This window comes from Arthrobacter sp. ok909, from assembly GCF_900104405.1.
Lineage (GTDB): Bacteria > Actinomycetota > Actinomycetes > Actinomycetales > Micrococcaceae > Arthrobacter > Arthrobacter humicola.
Map to the genome: position 1 here is coordinate 112,020 of NZ_FNJS01000001.1, position 25,370 is coordinate 137,389.

Annotated in this window: 24 protein-coding genes and 1 pseudogene; 9 read left to right on the forward strand and 16 right to left on the reverse strand. The window is 66.8% G+C overall.

Translation table 11 applies throughout. The annotated features are described in order from the left end of the window. Nucleotides 1-6 precede the first annotated feature (6 nt). The gene (locus tag BLR03_RS00520; RefSeq protein ID WP_091248098.1) at nt 7-1,602 is read right to left on the reverse strand and encodes an MFS transporter; all 1,596 of its coding nucleotides are present in this window, start codon (nt 1,600-1,602) and stop codon (nt 7-9) included. Between the two features lie 385 nt (nt 1,603-1,987). Here BLR03_RS00520 and BLR03_RS00525 point away from each other — a divergent pair, with 385 nt between their 5' ends. Next, nucleotides 1,988-2,641, forward strand: a complete 654-nt coding sequence (locus tag BLR03_RS00525) for a LysE family translocator (RefSeq protein WP_091248101.1) — start codon at nt 1,988-1,990, stop codon at nt 2,639-2,641. 180 nt (nt 2,642-2,821) lie between these two features. After that, nucleotides 2,822-3,427, forward strand: coding sequence for an MBL fold metallo-hydrolase (locus BLR03_RS25260; RefSeq protein ID WP_368086926.1), 606 nt, complete (start codon nt 2,822-2,824; stop codon nt 3,425-3,427). Between the two features lie 405 nt (nt 3,428-3,832). Here the strand turns inward: BLR03_RS25260 and BLR03_RS25150 are convergent, their stop codons facing one another. After that, nucleotides 3,833-3,958, reverse strand: coding sequence for a hypothetical protein (locus BLR03_RS25150; RefSeq protein WP_302846562.1), 126 nt, complete (start codon nt 3,956-3,958; stop codon nt 3,833-3,835). On the opposite strand from BLR03_RS25150, the pseudogene BLR03_RS24805 reads away from it, so the two are divergent. Continuing rightward, nucleotides 3,929-4,156, forward strand: a pseudogene (locus tag BLR03_RS24805) (alkyl sulfatase dimerization domain-containing protein); the annotation flags it as partial. The gene BLR03_RS25150 and the pseudogene BLR03_RS24805 overlap by 30 nt on opposite strands. After that, complete coding sequence (locus BLR03_RS24810; protein ID WP_254788084.1) at nt 4,146-4,691, forward strand: alkyl sulfatase C-terminal domain-containing protein; 546 nt, start codon at nt 4,146-4,148, stop codon at nt 4,689-4,691. The pseudogene BLR03_RS24805 and the gene BLR03_RS24810, both read left to right, overlap by 11 nt. 24 nt (nt 4,692-4,715) lie before the next feature. Here the strand turns inward: BLR03_RS24810 and BLR03_RS00535 are convergent, their stop codons facing one another. The 6 genes from BLR03_RS00535 to ribA all read right to left on the reverse strand — a co-directional run bounded on the left by BLR03_RS00535 (nt 4,716) and on the right by ribA (nt 12,028). Beyond that, nucleotides 4,716-5,348, reverse strand: coding sequence for a PRC-barrel domain-containing protein (locus BLR03_RS00535; protein ID WP_091248103.1), 633 nt, complete (start codon nt 5,346-5,348; stop codon nt 4,716-4,718). Nucleotides 5,349-5,480: 132 nt separating this feature from the next. Further along, entirely contained in the window at nt 5,481-6,680 is a 1,200-nt protein-coding gene (locus BLR03_RS00540; protein WP_091248106.1) for an SLC13 family permease, read from the reverse strand. A 137-nt stretch (nt 6,681-6,817) separates the two neighbouring features. Further along, nucleotides 6,818-7,960, reverse strand: coding sequence for a DUF998 domain-containing protein (locus tag BLR03_RS00545; RefSeq protein WP_091248108.1), 1,143 nt, complete (start codon nt 7,958-7,960; stop codon nt 6,818-6,820). Between the two features lie 231 nt (nt 7,961-8,191). Next, nucleotides 8,192-9,049 (reverse strand): SDR family oxidoreductase, encoded by an 858-nt coding sequence (locus BLR03_RS00550; protein ID WP_091248110.1) that lies wholly within the window; start codon nt 9,047-9,049, stop codon nt 8,192-8,194. 192 nt (nt 9,050-9,241) lie between these two features. Next, on the reverse strand, nt 9,242-10,039 hold the full coding sequence (locus tag BLR03_RS00555) for a dioxygenase family protein (protein ID WP_091248112.1): 798 nt from the start codon (nt 10,037-10,039) through the stop codon (nt 9,242-9,244). Nucleotides 10,040-10,114: 75 nt separating this feature from the next. Next, on the reverse strand, nt 10,115-12,028 hold the full coding sequence (gene ribA, locus BLR03_RS25155; protein ID WP_091248115.1) for a GTP cyclohydrolase II RibA: 1,914 nt from the start codon (nt 12,026-12,028) through the stop codon (nt 10,115-10,117). A gap of 228 nt (nt 12,029-12,256) precedes the next feature. Here ribA and BLR03_RS00565 point away from each other — a divergent pair, with 228 nt between their 5' ends. Beyond that, nucleotides 12,257-12,595, forward strand: coding sequence for a YnfA family protein (locus BLR03_RS00565; protein WP_091248119.1), 339 nt, complete (start codon nt 12,257-12,259; stop codon nt 12,593-12,595). A gap of 177 nt (nt 12,596-12,772) precedes the next feature. Then, complete coding sequence (locus BLR03_RS00570) at nt 12,773-12,979, forward strand: hypothetical protein (RefSeq protein WP_139184449.1); 207 nt, start codon at nt 12,773-12,775, stop codon at nt 12,977-12,979. Between the two features lie 48 nt (nt 12,980-13,027). Here the strand turns inward: BLR03_RS00570 and BLR03_RS00575 are convergent, their stop codons facing one another. After that, the gene (locus tag BLR03_RS00575; protein ID WP_091248781.1) at nt 13,028-14,443 is read right to left on the reverse strand and encodes an aminotransferase-like domain-containing protein; all 1,416 of its coding nucleotides are present in this window, start codon (nt 14,441-14,443) and stop codon (nt 13,028-13,030) included. Between BLR03_RS00575 and BLR03_RS00580 the strand changes: the two genes are divergently transcribed. Both BLR03_RS00580 and BLR03_RS00585 read left to right on the forward strand, forming a co-directional pair. Next, nucleotides 14,442-15,485, forward strand: coding sequence for a DMT family transporter (locus BLR03_RS00580; protein WP_091248125.1), 1,044 nt, complete (start codon nt 14,442-14,444; stop codon nt 15,483-15,485). The two genes, BLR03_RS00575 and BLR03_RS00580, sit on opposite strands and share 2 nt — an antisense overlap. Before the next feature lie 119 nt (nt 15,486-15,604). Beyond that, the gene (locus BLR03_RS00585; RefSeq protein ID WP_091248128.1) at nt 15,605-16,270 is read left to right on the forward strand and encodes an FMN-binding negative transcriptional regulator; all 666 of its coding nucleotides are present in this window, start codon (nt 15,605-15,607) and stop codon (nt 16,268-16,270) included. 39 nt (nt 16,271-16,309) lie between these two features. On the opposite strand, the gene BLR03_RS00590 is transcribed toward BLR03_RS00585, so the two are convergent. The 6 genes from BLR03_RS00590 to BLR03_RS00615 all read right to left on the reverse strand — a co-directional run bounded on the left by BLR03_RS00590 (nt 16,310) and on the right by BLR03_RS00615 (nt 22,387). Continuing rightward, nucleotides 16,310-16,681, reverse strand: a complete 372-nt coding sequence (locus BLR03_RS00590; RefSeq protein WP_091248130.1) for a VOC family protein — start codon at nt 16,679-16,681, stop codon at nt 16,310-16,312. Nucleotides 16,682-17,503: 822 nt separating this feature from the next. Next, nucleotides 17,504-18,226, reverse strand: a complete 723-nt coding sequence (locus tag BLR03_RS00595; RefSeq protein ID WP_091248133.1) for an SDR family NAD(P)-dependent oxidoreductase — start codon at nt 18,224-18,226, stop codon at nt 17,504-17,506. Between the two features lie 20 nt (nt 18,227-18,246). After that, on the reverse strand, nt 18,247-19,014 hold the full coding sequence (locus tag BLR03_RS00600) for an SDR family NAD(P)-dependent oxidoreductase (RefSeq protein ID WP_091248135.1): 768 nt from the start codon (nt 19,012-19,014) through the stop codon (nt 18,247-18,249). Next, nucleotides 19,011-20,405, reverse strand: coding sequence for an MFS transporter (locus BLR03_RS00605; protein ID WP_091248138.1), 1,395 nt, complete (start codon nt 20,403-20,405; stop codon nt 19,011-19,013). Before BLR03_RS00605 ends, BLR03_RS00600 begins: the two co-directional genes overlap by 4 nt. Beyond that, nucleotides 20,405-21,292, reverse strand: a complete 888-nt coding sequence (locus BLR03_RS00610; protein WP_091248141.1) for a polysaccharide deacetylase family protein — start codon at nt 21,290-21,292, stop codon at nt 20,405-20,407. Before BLR03_RS00610 ends, BLR03_RS00605 begins: the two co-directional genes overlap by 1 nt. A gap of 63 nt (nt 21,293-21,355) precedes the next feature. Then, entirely contained in the window at nt 21,356-22,387 is a 1,032-nt protein-coding gene (locus tag BLR03_RS00615) for an asparaginase (RefSeq protein ID WP_175460355.1), read from the reverse strand. Between the two features lie 291 nt (nt 22,388-22,678). Here BLR03_RS00615 and BLR03_RS00620 point away from each other — a divergent pair, with 291 nt between their 5' ends. After that, the gene (locus BLR03_RS00620) at nt 22,679-23,704 is read left to right on the forward strand and encodes a LacI family DNA-binding transcriptional regulator (protein ID WP_091248144.1); all 1,026 of its coding nucleotides are present in this window, start codon (nt 22,679-22,681) and stop codon (nt 23,702-23,704) included. A 138-nt stretch (nt 23,705-23,842) separates the two neighbouring features. On the opposite strand, the gene BLR03_RS00625 is transcribed toward BLR03_RS00620, so the two are convergent. Beyond that, nucleotides 23,843-25,288 (reverse strand): PucR family transcriptional regulator, encoded by a 1,446-nt coding sequence (locus BLR03_RS00625; protein WP_175460356.1) that lies wholly within the window; start codon nt 25,286-25,288, stop codon nt 23,843-23,845. Nucleotides 25,289-25,370 lie beyond the last annotated feature (82 nt).

Below are 25,370 nucleotides of genomic sequence, written 5' to 3' on the forward strand. Positions count from 1 at the left end.
GGACCCTCAATCCAGGATCGCGCCTTCGCCGGTGCCGGAGGGCTTGGGATCGGGAAGCCGCATCATGCGGAAGGAAATGACGAAGCCCGCGACACTGGCGAAGATCGGAATGAGCAGCCCGATCTGCAAGGCGATGGGCCTCGCCTCCGTGTTGATGCGGATGATTTCGGCCTGGATCTCGGCCGGCTGGCCGACGAGGAGCCCCGCGAGCTGGGTGTTGCTGAGGACCTGAGCGTCCTCTTCCAGCGCCTGTGCAACCTGTTGCTGCTCCGCGGGCGGGAGTACCGTGCTCGAGGTCGCCAGGCCCGTGAAGACGGACGCGAGCGATGCCAGCATGATGGCGCCGGCAAACGCGAGTCCGAACGACAGCCCAAACGATCCGGCCGCTGAATTCACGCCCGCGGCCTCGCTGACGCGTTCGTCCGAGATTGGAGACAGGGTGTAATTATTCAGCTGCGACACCAGCAGGCCGAGTCCGCAACCGGCAATGATGAGGGGGATCAGGAGCCACCAGCCGGAGTCCGCACGTGGCACGACTGGCAGGATTGCGAGCAGCCCTGCCAGGAGGAGAATGAAGCCCCACCGGATAATGCCTGCCGGGCGCCGCGTCCCTGCCTTCTTTCCGGCGAGTATTGCTATGCCGAACATGCTGAGCGAGAGCGGCGCAATGGACAAACCGGCCTGCATCGCGTTGTATTCGAGCACCATCTGCAGGTAGATCGGCAACACGATCATGGTGCCGCCGAGGGCGATCTGCTGGAGCATTTGCTGCGTGGCGCCGAGCCGGAAGGCTTTCGACCGGAAGAGTCCCGGGTCCAGCAGCATCGGTTTGTTGCGCCGTTCGCGCCGCAGGAGCCAATAGAACAGCCCGGCCAGTCCGGCCGCACCGACGATCAGGAGCGCGCCAACAGCTTCGCCGCCCTCCTGCCAGACCAGGATGCCAAGGACAACGCCACCCATACCGACGACGGAAAGGAGCGATCCAACGACGTCGACCTCCCGGGGTCCCGTATACGGCACATCTTTGACGAGCCTAATTCCGGACAAGACGACAGCAATGATCACCGCTTCCAACAGGAAGGCGACTCGCCAGGAGAGAAATGTCGTGATAAAACCGCCGAGCAGTGGTCCGACGGCGGCAGCGATCGCCGCCGAGGCGCCCACGAGAGCGTAGACCCGCTTCCGGGCCTCGCCGTCGAAGTTGCCGTGGATGAGCGACTGCATGGCGGGGAGCAGGAGCGAAGCGCCAAGGCCGCCGACCAACGCCCAGAAAATGATGATCGCGGTGATGCTCTGGGCCAGCGTCATCGCCACCGCGCCAACCGCGTAACCGCACAGACCCAAGACGTAGGCTCGTTTGCGTCCGATGAGGTCGCCCACTTTGCCGCCGATCAGGATGAAGGCCGCGGACACCAGCGCTTCGAGGGCGATGGCCGCCTGCAGGTCGCTGACCGTGCTGTTGATGTCCTTGACCACTGCGGAGATCGAGACGTTCATGATCGACGTGTCGACGACCAGCACGAACATGGCCATCGCCAGCAGCAAGGCGAGCCGCTGGTTGAACTGCACCGGCTGGGCCACGGCGTCGTTGGGAGAACTCATCGCGGGCCACACCCCCGGCGCGCCGCGTCCGGGGTCGTTTCACAACCGGACATGTTGCCTCCTTTAACGATGACGGTGCTGGCGCACCCGTCGTCGTGGTCCTGCCGGAACGTGTCCTGCCAGCGGCCATCGTGGTGGGATGTCTATGCCAACCTAGCTTTTCGCCTGCGTGACGGAATCATGCCTTGGGGGTGAGGTGTCGGCTTCGCAGTCCGGACTCGTCGGGGAAGCACGTCAGTCACACGGGGATGGCCTAAGGTGTAAGACTGCCCGGGCTTTGTTGCCGGACAGATCTTCCCGCCCCACTGAACTATCCGAGCACTGAACTATCCGACTTCTAAACAATCCGACTTCTGAACAAGCCGACGCCGGGAGGCAATCCACGATGGTCGAACAGATAACGGCCTTTGTCTTGACCTGCCTCGTCGTCGTACTGGTGCCCGGTCCCGACTTTGCGCTGGTCCTCCGGAATGCGGCCCGCGGCCCTCGCTCGGCAACGGCGGCCGCCGGCGGAATCATGGTTGGCAACACAATTCTTGCCTTGCTGGCAGTGCTCGGTATCACGGCGCTCCTGGGAGCCTCAGAGATTCTTGGGACCGGGATCAAGATCGCCGGGGCCACGTACCTGCTCTACCTGGGAGCCCGGGCGCTCGCGGAGGCATTCGCCAGCACTATGAGCAAACCCGGCCGGCCCGGCCCGCCGGCGGCACCGCGGGCCGGCCGCCGGTTCGGCGGGAGTTCGCCGTTCGTACAGGGCATGGTGAGCAACCTGCTCAATCCAAAAGTCGCTGTCTTCTATTTGTCGCTGTTCCCGCAATTCAATTTCGCCCCGCTGCCGTCCCTCGCCCAGCACACCGTGATGGCGGGCATTTTCCTGCTGATCGCCCTGGCCTGGTACGCACTTCTACTCAGCGGGCTGCAGAAAGTGACCGCATTCCTGGCCCGGCCCCGGACCAAACGGATCATCGTCGCGGGTTCGGGCGCGGTCCTGGTCGGGGTGGGCGGCACAATCCTGACGAAGACGCTGGCCTCCGCTTAGCCCTACCGCACACCGGCAGGTCACGTCCACGCGCCCCCCGCACGGGTGCGGGCACTGGCACAGGCACAGGCACAGGCACGGGTCACGTTCACGGGGTCACCCGAAACGGGTGATGGCCGGCGCTTCGACGGTATGCCACGATGAACGCCCATGGTCCTTCGGAGGGGATGGCGAAATCCTTTGACCCACAAACCAGCCGAGCGGGCCATCGTGGCCGCTCACCAGAAGCTTTCCGAATCCCTGCCGTTCGCGGATGCGTCCGATAACGAGGACTCGGCACGTGGTTTCATCGCGGCCCTGAGTCCCGCAGTGGTCGACGCTGCTGACGGGAGGGTGGTGTGGGACAACGACAAATACTCGTTCCTTAGCGGGGCGGCCCCCGCCACCGTGAATCCGAGCCTCTGGCGGCAGTCGGGGCTGGTTGCCAAGCAGGGTCTGTTTGAGGTGGTGGCGGGAATCTACCAGGTCCGCGGCCTCGACCTTTCAAATATCACCTTTGTGGAAGGTGACACCGGGGTCATTGTGATCGATCCACTCATCTCAACCGAGACGGCAGCAGCAGCGCTCAAGCTCTACCGGTCGAACCGGGGTGAGAGGGCTGTTGTCGCCGTCATCTACTCACACAGCCACGTCGACCACTTCGGCGGCTTCTTCGGCGTTGCCACCCAGGAAGATGCCGACGCCGGGCGCATCGCCGTGATCGCCCCGGAGGGCTTTGTGGAGCACGCTGTCTCGGAGAACGTTTACGCCGGCCCGGCCATGGGACGCCGGGCCGGCTACATGTAGGGTGCCGCACTCGAGTGCGGCCCGCAGGGCCAGGTCGGTGCCGGCCTTGGCCAAACGACCTCGATGGGCGAAATCGGGCTGATAGGGCCAACGCTTGAGATCCGCGAGACCGGCGAGCGCCACACTGTGGACGGTGTCGAGATCGAATTCCAGATGGCCCCCGGGACCGAGGCCCCGGCGGAAATGCATTTCTACTTCCCCCGGCATCGTGCCCTGTGCATGGCCGAAAATGCGACCCACACGCTGCATAACCTGCTCACCATCCGCGGGGCGCTGGTCCGCGACCCCCACGTTTGGTCCACGTACCTGACGCAGGCGATCAGGATGTTTGGCATCCGGACCGACGTCGTCTTCGCCTCACATCACTGGCCGACGTGGGGGACGGACCGGATTGTCGCCTACCTCTCAGCCCAGCGGGACCTTTATGCCTACCTCCACGATCAGACGCTCCGGTACATCAACCAGGGATACACCGGGGCCGAGATCGCCGAGATCATCGAATTGCCGCCGGCCCTTGCGAACGCGTGGCATGCCCGGGGCTACTACGGTTCGGTGAGCCACAATGTGAAAGCCATCTACCAGCGCTACATGGGGTGGTTCAACGGAAACCCGGCGAGGCTCTGGCCGCACCCTCCCGCGGAGCTCGCCGCCCGCTACGTGGACGCGATGGGCGGACTCGAGCACGTCGTGAGCACCGCGAGGACTGCCTTTGAGTCCGGTGACTTCCGTTGGGCGGCCACGTTGCTCGACCACGCGATTTTCGTCGACGCCGGCCACGCCGCGGCGCGGGGAACTGTATGCGGACACGCTGGAACAGCTTGGCTTTGGCGCCGAGAACGGAACGTGGCGGAACTTCTTCCTCTCCGGCGCCACGGAGCTTCGGGACGCCAACTTCGGGACACCCACCGCGACGGCGGCACCGGCGATCGTTGCCCAGCTCACCCCCGAGCAGCTCTTCGGCTCCCTCGCCATCTCGGTGAACGGGCCCAATGCCTGGGACCTGGACCTCTCGCTCAACGTCACGTTCACGGACCTCGACGCCGCCTACCATGTCACCCTCCGCAACGGCGTACTGATCAGCGACCGGCTGGACGGTGAATCTGCCGACGTCGAGATCCGGCTCACGAAGAACAGCCTGCTGGCCCTGCTCGGCGGGGACACCACTTCGGAGGGCATCAGTCTGAGTGGCAGCCGCGCCGTCCTGCCGGCACTGTTGGGGGTACTGGACTCCGGAGACCCGGCGTTCAACATCGTTACCCCATAGCGGGGCCGGTCCGCACAACCGTGCTTACTGAACCGGAGCCTGTTCCTGCGGCGGCGGTGGACCGGGATGCGGCAGGGGGTGCGGGGGCACATGCTTCTGCAGATGAGGCGGTGGCGGCCCAGCATGAGGCGGTGGCGGCCCACCATGAGGCGGTGGCGGCCCGCCCTGCGGCAAAGGCTGCGGGGGAAGCTGCCCCTCGATCCTCGCCCTGGCGGCGTCGGGCACTGCTTCGACCGCCGCGGAGTCGGCCGTCGAGTGTGCCGGCGCGGTCTCCCCGGTTGACGGCGGGGAACCGCTCGGGCTTGTCCCGACGGCGGATGCCTCGCCAGCGGTGTCGGCCACCAGCCCGTAGTAGCGGTAGAGCTCCTGTTCCTGCGTCTCCGTGATCACACCGCGGTCGCTGTCGATGCGCGGGCCGTTCTTGATCGTGTCCTTGGCGAAGGCAACCCTGATCACGGATTCCTCGATGCTGGCCCCGGAGAGCGGGGCGAAGGACTCGGACATGCCGAACAAACCGGTCCGCACGGTGACAAACGCCGGATCACCGGAATCGCCGCTGGTGAAGATCTGTTCCACGGAGCCGATTTTCTCCCCCTCCGCGTCCACCACGATGCCTCCGTTGAGGACGATATTGTCGATGTCCTGCAGGCTGAGCATGGAGGCACCTCCGTTGTCGTTGGCGCAGGCCCGGGATACCGTGGCGGCCGCACTTCATTCTTGCCGGTTTGCTCGGATCCGGTAAGTGCGGATCCGGTACCTGGCCGCTGCCTGGACCAGGCACCGTCCGGTTCACGGCTGGGCTGCGGCCAGTGCCAACACTGCGGCCAGTACTGTCAGGGGTCCGACGATCAGACCGAAGATCGCGTAGCCCTTCCACGTGATGAGGACATTCATCCGCACCAGCCGCTCGTGCCAGATCAGGGTGGCCAGCGACGCCCACGGGGTGATGAGCGGGCCGGCATTGACTCCGATCAGCAACGCCGCCATGCGCTGCGGCGTCTCCGCCAGTGGCTCTGCCAGCAGATAGGCAGGCGAATTGTTCAGCAGATTGGAACCGACCGCTCCCGTCGCGGCCAGCCGAAGCAAGTCCGTTGTCCCCTGGCCTTGCCCGGCCAGTTGACTCAGCAACGCCGGAGCGCCCAGATGCCGGATGGTTTCCATCACAAGGAAGAGGCCGGAGGCGAACAGGAGCAGAGACCACGGAACCAGAGGAACCTTGAGCACCCGCGGCCGCCGCAGCGCGAACACGACTGCCAGCACGACGGCGGCAGCCAGCGCCGGGATCCAGACCGGGACCCCGGACACGAGCGCTGGCAGGAGCAGTGCCAGCACGAGTGCGCTGGCGCCGAGCAGAACCCGGTCGGTCGCTGCGGCCCCGGATCCTCCTCCGGCGGGCTGATCCGGCCTGATCCCCCCGACCGGTATCCGTGAATAGCGCTTGCGTAGGTCGCGGCGGAAGACGATGCCGACGAACACCAGCGGCACGACGATGGCGGCAGCGGATGGGGCCCACATCAGGGCCGCGAAGGCGGCGGGGCTGGTCCCGCCCAGGCTGTGCTGGGCTAAAAGGTTTGTCAGATTTGAGATGGGCAACAGCAGGCTGGCCGTGTTGGCCAGCCACACAGTCGTCAGCGCGAAAGGCAGCGCCGGCAGGCCTGCCTGCCGGGTCACGCTGACCACCACCGGGGTCAGAAGCACCGCTGTTGTGTCCAGGGACAGGAAGATGGTGCTCAGCGCCGCGAATACGGCCAGGAACAGCCACTGGGTAATGCTGCGTCCGCGGCCCCAGTGCCGGAGCCTGCGGGCGGTCCAGAAGAAGACGCCGGCGTCGCTGGCCAGCTCCGTCACGATGGTCATGGCGACAACGAAAAGCAGGATTGGAGCCACCCGGTCGATGAGTGCGGCCACGTCGGCCAAAGGCAGCGCCCCGGCGGCAACCGCCACGGCACCGGCCACAAGCAACACGGCTCCAACCATCGCCAGGCGCATGAACGGAGTCTAATCCCCCTGACCACCGGCCTTCGGGGGAGGCTCTCCCCCCGTGTGGCCAACGGATGGGATTGCGGTGGCATCTTCTGGCGGTTGCCGCGTAAACAAAGGCCGGCCGCAGCGCCGGCCGGCAGCACTCACGGTTCGGCCGCTGTCCCGTCCGTTGCGTTTGAAACAGGATGGCCTGATCCGGTGCGTTGTATCTGCGGCCCGGACGGCCGGTCAGCCTCGAACAGGTCCGCGCCGAGCCGGTCGGCGTCAACGGCGGCAAGGTTGCGGATCAGGACGATGAGCCACGAGAAGATCAACAATCCGGCGATGAGCTCCACCGCGGTCAGGTTGTAGTAGCCGACCGGGAACCACAGCAGCGCGGCGACAACGATGGCTGCCAGGAACACCCACCCGAGCGCTGCGAAGGCGGGCGAGATGGAGGGGATGAGGGCCCGGATGCGGACAATGAGCGTCGCGAACACCACCACCATGCCGGAGGCAACCAGGGTGTGGATCCCGAAGCGCTCATCGACCGGGAACACTCCCACGCCGGCGAGGAACACGCCGATCAGGACGATGCCGCCTTCGAGCAGCCTTACCCGGTGAAGCGCGGCCGGGGTGTTGGCGCTCGCAGCGAGCGTCGCCGTCGAATATCCCGCCAGGGTGGTGACCACGACGCCGCCGACGATCAAGGTGAAGTTGAACGTCGCCCCGGAGACGTCCGAGCTCATGCCGAGGGCGCTGAGGTGCTTCTGCCACCAGAAGGGGTCCGCTGCCGTGAGCATGCTCGTGAGGACACCAGTGACGAGGAAACCGGCGAGGAGTGCGGCGAGCCGATAGGCGGACATGCCGAGCGCGGAGAGGTACGCGACGTAGGCGCTGATGGCCCCCGCACCCCCGACCAGGACTGCGGCCGCCACCGGGTAGAGGACCGCGCCGATGAACGCTTGCTGGAAGATCCAAAAGAGCGCCAGCCAGCCGAGCAGGAACATACACGCGTGGGCTAGCGCGAGGGCGCCGACGTCGATCGCGGAACGCGTCCGGCCGCCGCGGAACTGCGGTGACACCGGCATCGGGCGTTGCAGGCAACCGGCCACCACCGCCGCGGCACCAAGAACCGCCGTGCCGATCGCTGCAATGTCACCGGCCGATCCTCGTCCGGACAACGCCACAGGTTCCCGCCCGACGAGCAGAAGCGCGACGCCGCCGAGGACTGCGAAGCCCACGCTGCCGACGAAGAGCGCACGTGCCTCTGACGTGACGGCGGCATGCTTGTTCCGGACTAACATGGCTCACTTCGATTCGCTGGCGTTGCCTGGTACTGGTCCGCCGGCACAGGCCGCCCGTTCCACTCCAGGAAAGGCCTTGGTCCAAGTCCGAAATCCGAATCCGTTGCCGGATCTTTGGGTCCCGGGCGGTCCTCCGCCGGCGATAACCCAACGCTATGTCCGGCCCGGCCGGGAGCCGTCACCCGGAACGGATGAAACCGTCGATAATGGCGCCCGGCGTGACCGCAGCCCCTAGCTTGCGGCGGCGGACGTCAGCGCCTCCAGCAGCGGCGTCGTGGGCCGTCCGATCAGCCCGGAGAGCTCGCCCGTGACGGTGGCCAGAAGACCAGCTTTCGTGTCCGTGTCAAGGGCGGCGAGGAATCCTGCGGTCCCTTGATCGAGCCCGGCGGCAGTCAGGACCTGGATCAGCTCGGGCGCGGACACGGGCTGGTACACGACTTCCCGTCCGGCGATCCCGGCGATCGCCGTCGCCAGTTCCTTGAAGTCCCACGCGTAGTCGCCGGAGAGCTCGTAGGTGCGGCCCTCGTGCCCGGCGGAGGTGAGCACCGCCGCGGCGGCGGCCGCATAGTCCGCCCGTGCGGCGCTGGCGACCCTGCCGTCACCGGCAGCGGCGACGATGGCGCCCGTCTGCCGGGCCGTGGCCACGGTCTGGGCGTAGTTTTCGGAGTACCAGCCGTTGCGCAGGAGCGTGAAGTCGAGTCCGGAAGCCCGGATGAGTTCCTCGGTTGCCTTGTGCTCGGGCGCCAGGATCAGCTCTGTGGTGTCCGCCGCCAGGACGGACGTATAGGCGATGAAACGGACACCTGCCGCTTTGGCCGCGCCGACCACGTTGGCGTGCTGTGCCACCCGGGAGCCTACCTCGCTGCCGGAGACCAGCAGGAGCTTCTCAACGCCGGCGAGAGCGGCCTCGAGCGCGGCAGGATCGGAATAGTCCGCTACGCGCACCTGGACACCCCGGGACGCCAGATCACCGGCTTTCGCGGCGTCGCGGACCACCGCCACGAGGGAACCCGGCTCTTGGCTGCTGAGTAGGTCCTCAAGGACCAATCGGCCCAGCTGTCCTGTGGCACCCGTTACTGCAATCGTCATGTCGCGCTCCTGGAATCTGAGGTGAAGTTCATGTCAAGTCTTGGCCGTGCCGGCGAACCGGCACCGGGGATCGCAACCGGTGCCCGGCGCCGGGCATTCCGGTGTTACGTTGTGCGACGCCGTCCATCGTTCGGCTGTCCACGCGGCGGCGCAGGCGCCGGCCCGCGTTTTGTACCGTCTTGTACCTAACGCCTATGTCAGGGTCCACGAGCGCTTGGACAGCCCGAACCAGAAGCCGTCGATCGCCGTCCTGGCCTGGATGTCTCCCGAGCCGTATGCGGCCCCGAGGGCAACATAGAGCGGAGCCCAGTGCTCGCTCCGGGGGTGCGCTTCGCGGGCGGCCGGCGCCTTGTTCAGGAAATCGAGGATGGAGTCGACGTCGCCGCGGGCCATGGCTTCCTCGGCCCAGTGGTCGAATTCGCTGGATGCTGCCGGCGGGGCGGTGTCCGGTCCGCCGGCGGGATTGAACCAGCGCAGGTTGTGCGTGGTGAAACCGGATCCGACGATCAGCGTGCCCCGGTCGCGCAGAGGCCCAAGCGACATGCCGAGTTCGAACAGTCCCTGCGGATCCAGCGTCGGCATGGACATCTGCACCACCGGCACGTCTGCTGCGGGGTACATCTCCTTCAGGGGAACGTATGCGCCGTGGTCCAGGCCGCGGCTTTCATCGCGCTCCACGTGGTGGCCGTGGGCGGCCACGAGCTTCTCCACTTCGGCTGCCAACTCAGGTGCCTGCGGGGCGTCATACGCCACGTCGTAGTACTTCTGGGGGAAGCCCCAGAAGTCGTAGACCAGGCCGGGATCGCGCCGGGTGGCGCTGAGCGTCACCGGCGCATTCTCCCAGTGCGCCGAGACCATCAAGATGTCCTTGGGCTTGCCAAAGGTGCCGGACCAGTCGTTGAGTTGGCGGGTCCATGTGGAGTCGTCGGCCAGAGGCGGCGCGCCGTGGCTGAGGAAGAGAACCGGAGGGCGGTCAGCGATCTGAGTCATGGCATCATCGTACCTCGTTTTTATTGAAGCTTCAAGCTTCTTCCCGTCCCCCGCCCGGCGCCCGGCGGGCTCCGGTCAGAACGTGGGCACGGTGAACCCGAGGCCCAGGAGGCCGCGGCCGGCCTGCTCGAGCACCGGATCCCTGGTGAGCGCCGCGTGGTTCAGCAGGACGTTGACGTCGCGCTGGATCCGCTGGAGCGGGTGCGACAGCCGGTGGACGCTCCCGCCGGATCCCGTCATGACCAGGCGGACCGCTTCAGCCGAGGCCTCGCCGCTCAGCGCGAGGGACAGCCGGTAGTCAGCGCGCTCCCGGTCCGTCATTATGGAGGGCCTGCGCGCATGGGAGGACGAGACCACCCGGACAGCCTCCTGCCAATGCAGCCGTGCCGTGGCAACCAGGCCGTAAGCCTGCGCATAGCGGACCTGCGCGAGCGGCGAGTCGGCCTGCCGCGTCTCCACGGTGTGCTTGACCTTGCGCACCATCAACAGCTCGCGGAAGAGTTCGACCGCGTACTCGGCTGAGCCCAAGGCGGCGGCAGGGGCCACCATATTCAGCAGCGCGCCCATGGGGGTGTGGATCAGCGGATCCTGATGGAGTTCGCTGCCCGGATTGGCCTCGGCTGCCAGGAGTTCCCAGTCCAGCGCTCGATGCTCCGGGACGAACAGATTCCGGGCCAGGATGTCGTTGCTCCCGGTTCCCCTCAGCCCGGCGGTGTGCCACACATCGAGAACCTCGACGTCGGCCAGGGGCACCAGGCACTGCAAGCGCACCGCGCCGTGCTGCGCCGCGAGCAGCGCCCACTCGGAGTGCATCACCCCGGAGGCGAAGGTCCACCGGCCCGAGATGGAGTAGCCTCCCGGCACCTTCTCCGCCACCCCGGCCGGCGCGCCGGTGGCGGCTGCAAGCGGTGCCGGACCGTTCGCAAAGACTTCGTCCTGCGCTTCCCGGGGCCAGCGTGCGAGCATCCAGACATGCTCGACCAGATGGCCCACGCTCCATGCCGTGGAGGCGCACCCCCTCGCAAGCCGGCGCACGACGTCGACGTAGGTCTCCAGTCCCATGCCGAATCCCCCGGCAGCCTTCGGGGAGAGCATGTGGAAGATTTCGGCCGACCGCAGTTCCGCCATGGTGGAGTCGGGTATGCGGCGAAGCTGCTCTGTTTCCGCGGCCCGCTCGCGCAGGCCGGGAATGAGTCCCTGAGCGCGGGCCAGCATCTCATCATGGGTAGGGACGACGACGGGCACCGCGGCAGCGGGCCGGGCGGCAGTCCCGGCGAGGATGCTGCTGCGCGGCTCATCACGGCCGGGGCCGGCGTCGGGCGGGAGCTGGAGCGTGTGGGAGGTGTGGTCGCGTTTGGCGGTCAGGTACCGGAGGTTGGCCGGGGACACGTGGACGCCGGTGGCGATCTGCGTGGAAACGTCGACGCCGAGGACGGTCAGCTGGGCTGCCTTGTCCGGGTTGTTGCTGAGCAGGCGGACCGTCCCGGCGCCCAGGGCGCCGAGCATCTGCGCCGCGGCCGTGTAGTCCCGCTCGTCCTCGCCGTGTCCGAGAGCGAGGTTGGCCTCGTAAGTGTCCAGTCCGCCGTCCTGCAGGGCGTAGGCATCGAGCTTGGAATACAGGCCGATGCCGCGGCCTTCCTGGCGGAGGTAGAGCAGGAACCCGCCGGCGGCCGCGATCCGCTCCACAGCCTCCCGCAACTGCGGACCGCAGTCACACCGCTGGCTCCCGAACACATCCCCGGTGAGGCATTCGCTGTGCAGCCGCACCAGGGGTCCCGAGCCGCCGCGCGCCGCGTCCAGCAGGGCCTGCTCCCAGTCGCCGAGGGCGAGGAGCAGGTGTTCCTTTCCATCGGTGAGTCCGCTGAAGGTCAGCACCTCGGCGTCGGCGGTGAACCCGTCCGCGAACCGCAGAGGCACGGAGACCCGGCTGCGCACGGCGGCCGCTGGAGCGGGTGCGGCTTGTTCGATGGTCTCTGACACAAGGGTCATCTCAGGTCCTCAGGCATTCGGCAGGAAGGTGCAGGCGTTGCGCCGGAGCGGGACCGACCGGCCAGACGACGTGCGGTCCGCGGCATTCCCGGCAGAACTTTACTTGAAACTTAAAGTTATAGGGAGGGGCGGCCGACGATGCAAGCGATGACCCCGTGTGACGGGTCCGGCGGAAGCATCGGCGCGTGCCCGCACGGATGACGCGGCGGCGGGTGCCATCATGATGGCGTGACTATCGCAAAAACCATCGTGCTGTTCATCCTGGCCGCGGCGGCCGAAATCGGTGGGGCGTGGCTCGTGTGGCAGTCCGTCCGCGAAGGCCGGGACTGGTGGTGGGCCGGTCTGGGTGTCGTGGCGCTGGGCATCTACGGCTTCGTGGCCACGCTGCAGCCCGACCCGCACTTCGGGCGCATCCTCGCGGCGTACGGTGGCGTGTTCGTGGCCGGTTCCCTGGCCTGGGGCATGATCTTCGACGGCTTCCGGCCGGACCGGTGGGACATCCTGGGTTCGGCGGTGTGCCTGTTCGGGGTCGCCGTCATCATGTTCGCGCCCCGCGACGCGGGATAGCGCGGATCGGGCGCCGCGGTGGCTTTCACAGCCTCTACCAAGGGAAAAAGGCGCCCGGTTCCCATGTGAGGAGCCCAGGATGAGGGGATGAGGGCATGGAGAAAAACATTAGTTCCCGGGCTGGCGGCCGCTGCCGCGTTTCTCTTGGTGGCCGCCGGCGCGGCCGGAATCGACGAAATGGCCAACGCCAAAATACCGGGGCGGCCCACACGGACCAATCAGGCAGCGAACGTGAACAGCGGGCCGGGGATTGAACATCTCCTTCTGGCGGGCCTGAACCATGGCAAACTTCCCGGCGGTTTTCCCAGCGATGAACCCCGGGAAGAAAAGTACGACGAAAACTATCTGGAAACACTCCACGTCCAGCCACGCCCGCCGGCCTGAGAACACCGGACCACCAGCGAGACAGTGCGGGACCCCGGAGCCTCCGCCCTACCGGCCGACTGTGCGCTCGAGTACCTGGCCGAGGATGCGCGCGCCTTCCCGGAAGGCGCCCGGATTGGGGCCGGCGTAGTTGAGCCGGATGAATGGTCCGGCCGGTTCGGCCGGGAACCACTCGGTCCCGGCGGCGATGATGACCCCGGCAGCTTCGCAGTCACGGACGAGCTGATCGACATCGGTCCCGTCGGGCAGGCGGGCCCACAGGTTCAGCCCGCCCCTGGGCACGTGCTCAACGTGGGCCAGCGGGGCATGCTCCCGCAGGCTGCCGACCAGCAGGTCCCGGCGGTCCTGGAGCTGGTGGCGCAGGCCGCGCAGGTGGGTCTGCCACGCCGGGTGCGTCACGACGTCGAGGGCGGCCGCCTGGAGCACGCCGCTGACGTACATCGATTCGGCACCCCGGTCGGCCAGAATGCGGTCGCGCGCGGGGCCGCGGGCGATCACCGCAGCGACGCGGATGCCCGGGGACACGCTCTTGGTCAGCGAGCGCAGGTAGACGACATGGCCGGAATCGTCCCGGGCGGCCAGGGGTGCGGCGTCGGTGGTGATGCCGAAATCATGTGCCCAATCGTCCTCGACGAGGAACGCGCCGTGGGCGCGCACTGCCTCCAGCACCTGCTCCCCTACGCGCGTGGCCCATTGCGCACCGGTGGGATTGGCATAGTTCGGCTGCGCATAGAACACCCGCGCACTGGTCTCGGCAAAGGCTCGGGCCAACTCCTCCGGGTCGGGGCCCTCGGGGCCGCTCGGCACGGGAACCACCCGGACGCCGGCCTGCGTTGCGGCCAGGATGGCTCCCCAGTACGTCGGGGATTCCACCAGCAGCGGCTGTCCCCTGCCGACCAGCGCCCGGAACACGGAACTGAGCCCGCTCTGGCTGCCGGGGAGCACGATCACATCGCTGGGCGTCGGCGGCGTGACACCGGCCGGCGTTGAGGCCCGGAGTTCGTGTGCGAACCAGGACTGCAGTTCGGGCAGGCCCGCGGCGGGTGGGCGGGAAAGGGCGGCGTCCCCCCGGGCTGCCCGGGTCAGGGCCGCCCGCACCAGACGCTCGGGCAGGAGTTCGCGGTCCGGGTAGCCGGAGTGGAAGGCGATGACATCGTTCGGCGCGCTGCGCATCGCCGCGGAGACGGGACGGAGCGGCGCCCGTGGTGAGCCCAGTGCGGCCGTCTGCCAGCCGTAGTCCGCAGGCCGGGCCGTCCGGACGGCCCGCACAAAGGTTCCGACGCCGGGTCGGCTTTCGATCAGGCCCTGTGCGGCAAGCGTGCGGAGCACCTTCTGCACGGTGACGGGGCTGGCCTGGTACTCGGCGACCAGGGACCGCGTCGAGGGCAGCCTGGCGCCGGGCGCGGCACCGGCAATCCACTCCCGGAGGCGTTCGGTGATTTTCGAGGTGCTATCGTTGGATATGATAGACAACAGTAGCGCTACTGAGATATTTGGCCAACCGTTATCGTCCCGGCCGGCCACCGGACTGTGGTGGGGACTGCTCGGCGTCGCCGCCTTTTCCTTCACGGTTCCGTTCACGCGCGTGGCCGTTGCCGGGCTGTCGCCGTTGTTCATCGGATCGGGGCGGGCCGTCGTCGCGGCCGTTCTCGCCGCGTGCGCCCTCGCGTTGACGCGCCAGCGGGCGCCCCGCGGGTCCCAGTGGGCGCGAGTTGCCGTGGTCGCCGGCGGCGTGGTTGCGGGCTTCCCGCTGCTGACGTCCTTCGCCCTCACCTCGGTTCCTGCCAGCCACGGCGCTGTCGTTATCGCGCTACTCCCCGCGGCGACCGCAACGATGGCAGTGCTTCGCGGCCACGAACGCCCTCCCGTCATCTTCTGGGTCATCACCGGCGTCGGCGCGGTTGCGGCCATCGTGTTCGCCTCCGCTCAATCCGGCGGCATCGGGCAGCTGCATCTGGCGGACCTGCTTCTTTTCGGCGCCGTGGTGTGCGCTGCAATCGGCTACGCCGAAGGCGGCAAGCTGGCCCGCGAACTCGGGGCCTGGCAGACAGTGTCCTGGGCGCTCGTGCTTGCCTCTCCGCTCATGGTGTGCCTGGCGGCGCTCTCCATCGCCGGGCAACCACCCGCCGGCACCCCCGCGCAGTGGGCGGCCTTCGCCTACCTTGGGATCGTGAGCATGTTCCTTGGCTTCTTCGCCTGGTACCACGGCCTGGCCATCGGCCCCATGGCGCAAGTCAGCCAGATCCAATTGGTCCAGCCGGTGTTGAGCATTTGCTGGGCCGGGATCATACTGGGCGAGAACCTGAGCTGGACCACCATCATCGGCGGGGCCGCGGTGATACTCTGCGCCGGGCTGGCGGTCCGTTCCCGGCCCGGCAGCCCGAGGGCGAAAGCGAGTACCAGTATGGATGCGACAGCAGGTGCGCCGGCTTCGGCAACCGAAACGGCTACAGCGACACCGACGGCTACAGCGACGGCTGCTGCGACGGCGAAGACAGGCCCCTGACCGGCAGCCGTCTCCGGCCCCTCGAGCGCACCCCGCACCGCACTCCGCACACCCGGCCCGCGCGCCCCGCCCCGCGTCCGATCCCCGACCCCAGGCCCCCGATCCGAAGGGAAACCTCCGTGTACATCCCCGCACATTTCGCCGCCAGCTCCGATTCAGTCCAGCACCTGCTCACCCGCGCGGCCGCGGCCAACCTGATCACTTCCACGGCGAACGGCATGCTCGCCACGTTGTTGCCCTTTGTCTATGACCCGGCGGCCGGTGAGCACGGTGCGCTGCACGGACACCTCGCCAGGAATAACCCCCAATGGTCCGAACCCGCCCTCGGCGAATCGCTCTTCATCATCCAGGGCGCGGACGCCTACATCTCACCGACGTGGTACGCGTCCAAGGCAGAACACGGACGCGTCGTTCCGACCTGGAACTACTCCACAGCCCACGTCTACGGCACCCTCGTCATCCACGACGATCCTGCCTGGCTAGCCCGCCACGTCCGGCGGCTGAGCGACCACAACGAAGCCGGCTCAGCGCGGCCCTGGACCGTGGACGACGCCCCCGAGCGCTACATTGCCGGCCAGCTGCGCGCGATCGTCGGCGTCGAACTCCTCATTACCCGGATCGAGGCGAAGCACAAGCTCAGCCAGAACCGGCCCGACGCCGATATTGACGGCGTCGTCGCGGGGCTGCGGGCGCGCGGAGACATGCAAAGCGCCGCGGACGTCGCGGCGGCCCGCGAGGCCCGCAACGACGCGCCATGCCCCCGCTCCGACGGAGCCCCTGCCTGATCCGGGACCGGGCGGGAGGTGCTGCCTGCCGCCCTGGTTCTACCCCTGGCGAAGCCCGAGGGTGTTGCCGTCAGGATCATGGAACCACGCAGCCCTCGCGGGGCCGAGCTGGGCGATGTGGTCCGTCGTCACCAGAGGGCCTTCGGTGTAGTCCAGGAATTCCACGCCCTTGGCATCCAGGTCCTGGACCACGGCCTCGATATCTTGCACCTCGAAATGGGCCAGGGTGTGCTCCGTCGTGACGGGCGGCCGCTTGAAGATCGAGATCTCGCTGGCGGCTCCGCAACGGAACCGGACTCCGGCAGGGGTCTCCCACAGGAATGTCAGGCCGAGGATATCGCCGTAGAACGACTTGGCCCTCGCCAGGTCCGTGACCGGAATCGTGGCTACATCCATCGTGGCAGTGATCATCAGAACCTCCTCGTCAGACCCGTCCGATCGGTGCGACCTGTCTGTCACACCGCGCGCCTGAAGCGGCGAATGGGTCCTGGTGCTTATCTACGGATCCTCCCACCATTCACCGGCGACGGGACAGGGCCTTCGTACCCGCCGCACCCGGGCGGCGCCGAGGATGCCTCCGCACACTATGAGAAACCGGGCCGGTGCCTCCGACGTAGCCGTTTCGCTGCGTTTTCCGTTAGCCGCCACGCACAAAGTCCGGCGCTACGCGGATCCCCGTGGCGCCGGACCTTTTCGACGTCATGCGTCCGTTTCCGTAGCGGAATCCGCTGACGACGGCGCATTAGCGGCACTTTCGCACCGGCCAGAACCGCGGCCACAGCGCAGTCGGGCTGCTTCCCGGGTGTTCGGGCCTATGATCCGGTAGCCGTGCCACGGTCCCGCATCAACTGATGGCCAAGTTTCAGAACCCGGAGGGACAGGTCCTCCGGCTCCAGACTTGCTACAGCCGGGGAACCTGAAGGACCCGGCTCTTCCGGGACCCGCGGCCCGCCCTCAGCACGGTGCACGTCCGAAGACCTCGCTCCCGGGCTGCTGCGCAGAACCGCCGCCCACACCGCTTCCACAGTCGCGACGGCTTGAGTGGCACCCGTCGGTCCGGAGACCAGCCAGCCCCCGCTGGTGGCAGCCACCTTCGAGGCCCCGGGCCAGGATCGGCAGACGCTGTTGATGGTTTGGGCGACAATCAGGTGTTGCCGCATCGTTCTGATTTGCCCCAGCACTGGATCGCTCACGACACTTCGTCCGCACGCACCGCACATGTGAGTGTCCTTCCTACGGCATGACGTCGCCGGAATTTGGCCCCAGCGTCTGGCCGACATACAGGTTGCCGCCAGGATCGCTGGCGAGAAGCAGTGCCGTCGGGGCGACCTCGGCCGGCAGGCCGAAGCGCAGCAGCGGCAGTCCGGCACGTTTGGCCGCTTTCCAGTCCTCGGAGATGCCGTCTACCAGGGGCGTCTCGATGGGCCCCGGGGCGATGCTGTTGACCAGTACATTGTCGCCGGCGGTTTCCAGGGCCAGGGCCTTGGTCAGGCCTACGACGCCGGCCTTGGCGGCGCTGTAGTGGCTGAGCCCGGTGCCGCCCTTGATGGCCAGCTGGGAGGCGATGTTGATGATGCGGCCCCACTTCTGCTCCCTCATTTCCCGCACCACCTCTCGGCAACATAGGAAGACGCCCGTCAGGTCAACACCAATCGTCTCGTTCCACATGGCAAGGGTCATATCCTCCAGCGGCGATTCGGTGAGCAGTCCCGCGCTGTTCACGAGAATATCGATGCCGCCGAGCTGGGCCCGCGCGGCGGCGAAGGCAGCCCTCACGCTCGCTTCATCCGAGACGTCGACGGCGATGGTTCCGGCCACGCCCGACCGGTCCAGTATGGCCACTCTGTCGCCGTTGGCGGTGAAGGCTTCGGCGATGGCTTTGCCGATCCCGCTGGCTCCGCCCGTGACCACCACGGCGCGGCCCTCCGTGTGACGAGAGGCGTCAGGGTTGTTCATTCTTGTCCTTCCAGGGCTTTTCAGGCACGCATCTTAATGGTGAGACCGCCGTCGACTATCAGCGATTGACCTGTGACATAGACGGCGTCATCGGAGGTCAGGAAGCCGATCACGCTGGCAACCTCCTCGGGCCGTCCGACCCGGCCCCAGGGGATTTCCAGCCCGGCGCGTTGCAGTCCGTCGGGCCCGAGGGAGTTCACGGGGTCCAGGGACTGGGGCGTCTCGATGAGTCCGGGGATAACGGCGTTGGCACGGATGCCGCGCGGTCCCAGTTCAGCGGCCACGCTGCGGATCAGCCCGAGCACGCCGGCCTTGGCGGCGGCGTAGTGGGCATGTTCCTCCCACCCGTAGACGCCTCCGGCAATTGAGGACACGGCAACCATGGCCCCGCCGTCGGTCATCCTTGCGGACCCGGCGCGCAGGGTCCGGAGCACACCGGTGAGATCGACGTCGAGCATGTCGCCCCAGCGCTCATCGGTCATCTCGCCCAAGGGCGAGTTACGCAGGATTCCCGCGTTGGCCACCGCGTAGTCCAAACGGCCGTACTCTTCGAGGGCGCGTTCAGCGAACGCATCGACGGACAGTGTGCTGCGGACATCGACTTCATGGATGACCCCTTGGCCGTCTGCGTCCTTGACCAGGCGGAGGGTTTCTTCCGGGTCGTGGGGATCTCCGGGAAAGGTACCGATCACCGAACGCACGCCGCGGTGGGCGTAATGGACCGCGAGGGCCCGTCCAATGCCGCTGGCCGCTCCGGTGATCACGGCCACCTTTGTCTCCGGTGTCATGCTGCGCCCTCCTGAGGGTGATCCTCGAGCAGGGCCTCTACCGGCGGCTTGGCGGCGATCATCAGGAGGCCGGAGAACAACGTTCCGGCCGCGCCGACCCACAGCGCTGCAGCGCCGGTTCCGGCGCTGGCTGCCGCTACCGTGAACAGCGCGCCGCCGAGAATGGTGCCGGGCTGGCTCATTGCGCCGATGAAGGCTGTGCCGGTAGCCCGGCAGCTGACGGGGTAGCACTCGGCCATGAAGTACTGGATAGCGGCGTACGGTCCGACCAGGAAGAACAGACCGGCGCCGTAGGTGAGGATGATCATGAAGGGGCTCGTGGCGATGGGGCTGAGCATGATGGTGAAGCAGATGCCGGAGAGAATCCAGCCGCCGATGATGGTGCGCTTGCGGCCTATTTTGTCACCGATCCATCCGTGGAAAACGTAGCCAAAGTACGCCAGCATGTTGATGACGATCAGCATCCAGAAGGCGTCCGAGAGTTCCACACCCTTGGCGTTCTTCAGGACGGAGCTGCCGAGGATGCTGAAGATCAGGATGCCGAAGAAGTTGAAAATCCAGGCCAGCGAGAAGACGATTGTGTTCCGGCGCAGGTGCGGCTCCCAGATGCGCTTGAGCGGGGCCGCGGAGGAGTGCTCGACGCCGAATGCGTGGGCCAGGGCGTGTGCATCCTCGGTCTTGCCGTCCTTCTCGAGTTGGGTCAGCTTGTGGTGCAGTTCGAACTGCGGCGTTTCCTTGAGTTTCTTGGCAATGAGCCACACGATGATTGCTGCCGGAACGGTCGCCATCAGGTACAGGGCGCGCCAGCCCAGGGACGGAAGGAAGACGAGGGCGAGGGCGCTGGCGAGTAGGAAGCCCAGCGGCCAGCCGCCCTGGATGAAGGAGTAGTGGAAGCCGGGGCGCTTGCGCTTGTCCGCGACTTCGGTGACCTGGTAGACCTCGTTCATGTAGGTCGCGTTGACGGCCTGCTCGGAGAATCCGAGCCCACCGAAGGAACGGACCAGAATCAACAGGCCGTTGCTGAGGAACGGGATTCCGGTCGGGATCAGGGCTGTCAGGCCGGAGATAACGGCGGTTCCGCCGACAGTGGTCATCATGCCCTTGCGGCGGCCGAGCCGGTCAATGACGGGGCCGATTCCGAAGCAGACGATCGCGGTGCCGACGGCAATCCAGGTGTTGATTGCGTAGGCTTCGGTGGCGGTCCAGCCGAAATCCTGCTGCATGGCCGGCAGGAGGGTGCCGAAAAGTCCGAAGTCGAACACGGCGACGGTCCAGGCACACAGCGCCAGCACGGTGGCGATGGTTGTGTGGTGCTTCGAGAAGACCGGGAAGCGGCGCTTTTCGTCCGGTGCGGGTTGCGTTAGATCGACGGCGGGCTGCTGGATGGTCATTACTGGTTTTCCTTTCGGGGGCTGCGGGCGAGGAAGGAGTCCGCGATCTGGTCGAACGTCAGCCAGCTGACGCCTTCGTGGGAGTTGATGTGTTCGATGAGGCGCTCAAGCATGAGCAGCACCTGAGGGCGGCCCGAGACATCCGGATGGATGGTCATGGTGAAGGAGGCCTGGTCCATTTCCCGATACACCCAGTCGAACTGGTCGCGCCACATTTGTTCGATGTCCCGGGGACTGACGAAGCCGTGGGAGTTCGGGGACGCCTTGATGAACATCATGGGAGGGAGGTCGTCCAGGTACCAGTTGGCGGGAATCTCGACGAGATCGGTCTCTTTGCCCCGGACAAGTGGCTCCATCCAGGTCTCCGCGGCCTTGGTGTAGTCGATCTTCTTCCAGCTGTCACCAACACGCACGTAGTAAGGCTCGAAGTCGCGGTGCATCAGGGAGTGGTCGTACTTGATCCCGCGTTCGAGGAGTATCTCGTTGGTGACCGGGGAAAACTCCCACCAGGGAGCGACGTAGCCTGTGGGGCGGCGGCCGGACACTTTTTCGATGAGTTCGATCGACCGGTCCAGGATGGCCGTTTCCTGCTCGCGGGTCATCGCGATGGGATTTTCATGCGAGTACCCGTGCACACCGATTTCGTGCCCCGCGTCCACGATCATCCGGGTCAGGTCCGGGAACGTCTCGATCGAGTGGCCGGGCACGAACCACGTTGCGGGCAGTCCGTACTTCTCGAAAAGACGGATCAGGCGCGGGCCGCCGACCTCGCCGCTGAACAGACCGCGGGAGATATCGCAGGGCGAGTCCTCGCCCCCATAGGAACCGAGCATGCCGGCCACGGCGTCCACGTCGACGCCGAATGCGACTTGGATGTCCTTAGTCATGAGATCAACCTTTCACTGCGCTTTTTTGAGGTTTGTTGGTGGGGTTTGGATTCGGGGCGGGAACTAGTCAGGAAGCGTGCCCCGGTGGGCGAACGCTTCCGCTATGCGGGCCATGGGAGTATCAAGCCGGAGCAGAAGGCTCAGCAGGACCAGCGATTGGGAAGGCCTGAGCAGCCCGGAGGGAATGGCGCCGGCCGCGCGCAGGTCTTCACCGCCGCCGTCGCCGTATCGGGGGACGACGGCGCCGGCGTCCACACGCGTGCTCGTCACAACCACGACGCCGGCCGCCGTGGCATCAGCCACGTCCCGGCACAATTCGCGGTTGGCGTTGCCTGTTCCTGTTCCCTGGAGCACAAGCCCCGCCGCCCCGGCATGGAGGCTGGCCCGCAAGAGAGTGGAATCCGCTCCGGGGTAGGCGGCAATCAAGTCCACGCGCGGCGACCCGGCGTCCTGGCCCGGCAACGGCAATGGCGCAAGCCCGTGCAGCGCACCGCGCATCGTTCGGTGCATCGTGACGTCGCCCGAGTCTGACACCGACCCTGCCGTTCCGAAGTCCGGGTTGGCGAAGGCATCGAGCCGCGTTGTGTGGCTCTTCCGGACGCCGGCCGCAGGAAAGATGGTTCCGGCGAAAGCCAGCAGCACGCCGCTTCCGCGCGCCTGCGGGGAACCGGCGACGGCGATGGCGCGGGACAGATTGCCTGGACCGTCCGGAGCCTCGGCGTCGGCCGCCTGCTGGGCGCCGGTGAACACGACCGGGCGGGGATCGTCGTGGATGAGGTCTACGAGATAAGCGGTCTCCTCCATCGTGTCCGTACCGTGGGTCACCACGACGCCGAGAACCTGCGGATCGGCCAGGGCTTGCCGGATCCTGACGCAGATGGCGATCATGTCGTCGACTGTCAGCAGGTATGAACCCTTCCGAAAAACATCGACCACGCGGACCGGATGGGCGGCCGGCACCCCCAAGCTGGCGAACACCTGCTCCCCTGTGTCGGACGCCACGGCGGCCCCCCCGGCACCGGACGCACGGGAGGAGATGGTTCCTCCCGTGGCCAGCAACACCACATGGGGGCCAACCAAATCTGCGACTGTCATTTCCGCTCCGTTTGTCCTGCATCTGCTGCCAGCAGACGCCTACCCAATCGATTGGGTTATGGGATAAAGATTATCTTTGCGACGTTTCCTGCTGACGCCTCCGACTATTTCGAGGGCGTAAATACTTCGCCGACTGGCACCGGAACCCTTACTACCCAATCGATTGGGTTAGGGCGGTAAACTGACTATAGAATGTGGGGTGCGCCACGTCAAGGGCTCCCGAATCAGAGCCTGCCACTTTATCGGGCAGTCTTGGTGGTGACGTCTTTTTGAGCTGAGGCAGGGAATCGCATGGAAGAAACCACGGCCGGAGACCGCACGGTCACACTTAAGGATCTCGCGAGCGAGCTCGGCATCCATCCGTCGACCGTGTCCCGGATCCTTCACTCGGGCTCCGAAGTCGCCCGGGGGGCAGCTTCCGTGGCGACGGCCGAACGCGTCCGCGCGCTGGCGCGGAAACGGGGGTACTCCCCCGACCCGCAGGCCGCCGGCCTGCGGACGCGGCGCACCCGCCTCATGGGAGTGATCGTGCCCCGGCTTTCGGACCTTGTTCTGGCGATCATGTACGAGGGCATTGACGAGGCAGCAGCGGAGCTGGGCTATTCGACGTTCGTCATGAACTCCCGGGACGACCCGGAGGAACAACGACGGAAGACGGACACCATGCTGGCCCGGCGCGTGGACGGGCTGATCATCGGCGACGCCCATCTGGACAACGGCCTGTTGCGGGAGTTGACAGCCCGAAAAGTGCCGTTCGTGCTCATGAACCGCCGCGTCCCGGGCTACCCGTCCGCCACCTGCGACGACGTCCTGGGCGGCGAGCTTGTGGCCGACCACCTATGGAGCAAGGGGCATCGGAACGTCGCAGTGATCGCCGGCGAGCCGTACGCCAGCACGGCCGTTGACCGGACAGCCGGGTTCGTGGACCGATGGCGGTCCCTGGGCGGAAACATCCCTGCCGAGGCAGTGGTGTGGTCCCGGTTCGATACCGCCGGCGGACGGGAAGCGGCGGAGGAAATCCTGACTCACTGCACCCCCCGACCGACGGCGCTGTTCGCCGTCAATGACTTCGCGGCCATCGGCGCCATGGGAGCCCTGCGGTCCCATGGCCTCACTGTTGGCCGCGACGTGGCGGTGGTTGGTTTTAATGACACTTCGCTGGCCGCAGAGCTTCCGATTCCGCTGTCCTCGGTCCGTTCGCCGATGCTGGAGATCGGGCGGACAGCAGTGCAGCTCCTCAAGCGCGTGCTGGACGGCGAAATTGTCGAACCGGTCAGGCTGGAACCGGACCTCTGCGTGCGGGAAAGCAGCGCCTGAGGCAGCGCAAATTGAGAAGGCCAGGGAACCTCTACTCAGTGAATCGGAAGGGCCGGATCGGCGTCGCCGGGTCCGTCAATGCACCGGCCGGCAGGCGTCTAAGCCAGCCAGCGAGCGCGACTTCCCGGCGTGATTTCCTCAGTGGGATGCCGCGACGATTCCCAAGGCGAGCATGCAAGTGGCGCGGACTTCGCCGTCAGACAGATCCAGTTTGAGGAGCTCTTCGATTTTCCGCAGCCTGTAGCTGAGCGTGTTTCGGTGGATGAAGAGCTCCTCGCAGATTTTCAAGGAATTCCCGCTGTGGCGCAGATAAGCGTCGAACGTCTCCCGCAAGGCGCTGCCGCCGTCCGAGGCCAACGGGGCCAACAGCCGCTGGCACATTGCCACAAGGCCCGGGCTGGGCAACCCCCGCACAATGCCGGCGAGATCGGCCAGCGGCGCCTGGTGCACGCCGGCCGGCCCAACGCTACGGCGGGCAAGCTGCAGCGCCAGCGGCAATTCGCCGAGGCTCAGTGATTCGGAGACGACGACGGACAGTTCCGGGGCGTCCGTAAAGAACCCCCGCGTGGCATCCAGCAGGTCGGCCGCTCCGTGCCTGTGCTGCAACAGAAGAGTCGTGAGCCCGGCTTCCTCCATGAACCTCACCGTGCTGAAACCGGCCTGCAGCCCCGCGCGTGCGCGCCAGGCGATGGCACGCAACTTTGCGGGTGCCACTTCTTCCGAACTGCCGATGAGCACCGCGCCCCAGTCGCCGTCAGGATCAAACCCGGATTCGAGGGCGTAGCGGCGCAACGGCGCCGACGGCTCACCGCGGTCCTCATAGAGGGCCTCCATAAAGCGTGCGGCCTCCTGGGAATGGAGGGGCGAATGCGACCCGAGGGTGTAGCTCAGCTGCATGGCGATGACCGCGGCCACGGGGCCAAGAATGGGCTGCAGCACGATGTTGCTCCCGATCCCCTCGATGGAGAGCCGGAATTGCTCGGATTCGCCGCTGGGGAGGCGCAGCGCGGTTCGCGTGGGTCCGCCGTGAGCCGCGCCCGCGGAGACAAGCTCGAATGAATTGTGGTCGATCACGGCCACCCTTGCGCTGACGGCGTCCGCCACCCGCTCCAGAACCTCGGCCAGGGAATGCCCGTCGGCCGCCAGCCGGGTGCATTCATCGGCCAGCTCCCAGCCCTTTCGCAACTCCTCGTAGCGCTCGGCGGCGATGGCCTGCTCTACATGGCGCATGATCAGCACGAAGGGCACTTCCGCGGGGAGCTCCAGCAGCGGCAGGCCGTGCGCCTCGCAGGCCTGGATCAGACCGGGCGGCAGCTCGCGGTGCGCGGCGCCCAGCCCGAAAGCCAGCCCGGAGACCGGTACGGCCACCAGACGTTCCACGTAGGCGTCCCAGATCCTGAAGTCCTTGACGTTCAGGCCCATGCCATTGGTCAGCACAAGGGCATTCACGCTAAGGAAGGGTGAGGGGTCCATGTGCTCGGTGGGGGCGCACCAGGTGATCGGCCGAGCCAGGCGGCCTTCGCCGCCCGTAACGCGAAGGCGGATGTTGAGTTCTGCGTCATCCGCCAAGTCTGAGATACGCAAGAAGGCCTCCAAGTATGGCGGGAGTGGCCCGCTGAACAGTGCAGCAAGCATAATCCACGAGCCGAGATTCAGCGAGCTGCAC

Excerpts from the sequence above, each read along its gene's own strand:
- BLR03_RS00520 (WP_091248098.1), bottom strand. The coding sequence starts at position 1,602 with ATGAGTTCTCCCAACGACGCCGTGGCCCAGCCGGTGCAGTTCAACCAG.
- BLR03_RS00525 (WP_091248101.1), top strand. The coding sequence starts at position 1,988 with ATGGTCGAACAGATAACGGCCTTTGTCTTGACCTGCCTCGTCGTCGTA.
- BLR03_RS25150 (WP_302846562.1), bottom strand. The coding sequence starts at position 3,958 with ATGCCACGCGTTCGCAAGGGCCGGCGGCAATTCGATGATCTCGGCGAT.
- BLR03_RS00535 (WP_091248103.1), bottom strand. The coding sequence starts at position 5,348 with ATGCTCAGCCTGCAGGACATCGACAATATCGTCCTCAACGGAGGCATC.
- BLR03_RS00540 (WP_091248106.1), bottom strand. The coding sequence starts at position 6,680 with ATGCGCCTGGCGATGGTTGGAGCCGTGTTGCTTGTGGCCGGTGCCGTG.
- BLR03_RS00545 (WP_091248108.1), bottom strand. The coding sequence starts at position 7,960 with ATGTTAGTCCGGAACAAGCATGCCGCCGTCACGTCAGAGGCACGTGCG.
- BLR03_RS00550 (WP_091248110.1), bottom strand. The coding sequence starts at position 9,049 with ATGACGATTGCAGTAACGGGTGCCACAGGACAGCTGGGCCGATTGGTC.
- BLR03_RS00555 (WP_091248112.1), bottom strand. The coding sequence starts at position 10,039 with ATGACTCAGATCGCTGACCGCCCTCCGGTTCTCTTCCTCAGCCACGGC.
- ribA (WP_091248115.1), bottom strand. The coding sequence starts at position 12,028 with ATGACCCTTGTGTCAGAGACCATCGAACAAGCCGCACCCGCTCCAGCG.
- BLR03_RS00570 (WP_139184449.1), top strand. The coding sequence starts at position 12,773 with ATGGCCAACGCCAAAATACCGGGGCGGCCCACACGGACCAATCAGGCA.
- BLR03_RS00580 (WP_091248125.1), top strand. The coding sequence starts at position 14,442 with ATGATAGACAACAGTAGCGCTACTGAGATATTTGGCCAACCGTTATCG.
- BLR03_RS00590 (WP_091248130.1), bottom strand. The coding sequence starts at position 16,681 with ATGATCACTGCCACGATGGATGTAGCCACGATTCCGGTCACGGACCTG.
- BLR03_RS00595 (WP_091248133.1), bottom strand. The coding sequence starts at position 18,226 with ATGAACAACCCTGACGCCTCTCGTCACACGGAGGGCCGCGCCGTGGTG.
- BLR03_RS00600 (WP_091248135.1), bottom strand. The coding sequence starts at position 19,014 with ATGACACCGGAGACAAAGGTGGCCGTGATCACCGGAGCGGCCAGCGGC.
- BLR03_RS00605 (WP_091248138.1), bottom strand. The coding sequence starts at position 20,405 with ATGACCATCCAGCAGCCCGCCGTCGATCTAACGCAACCCGCACCGGAC.
- BLR03_RS00610 (WP_091248141.1), bottom strand. The coding sequence starts at position 21,292 with ATGACTAAGGACATCCAAGTCGCATTCGGCGTCGACGTGGACGCCGTG.
- BLR03_RS00615 (WP_175460355.1), bottom strand. The coding sequence starts at position 22,387 with ATGACAGTCGCAGATTTGGTTGGCCCCCATGTGGTGTTGCTGGCCACG.
- BLR03_RS00620 (WP_091248144.1), top strand. The coding sequence starts at position 22,679 with ATGGAAGAAACCACGGCCGGAGACCGCACGGTCACACTTAAGGATCTC.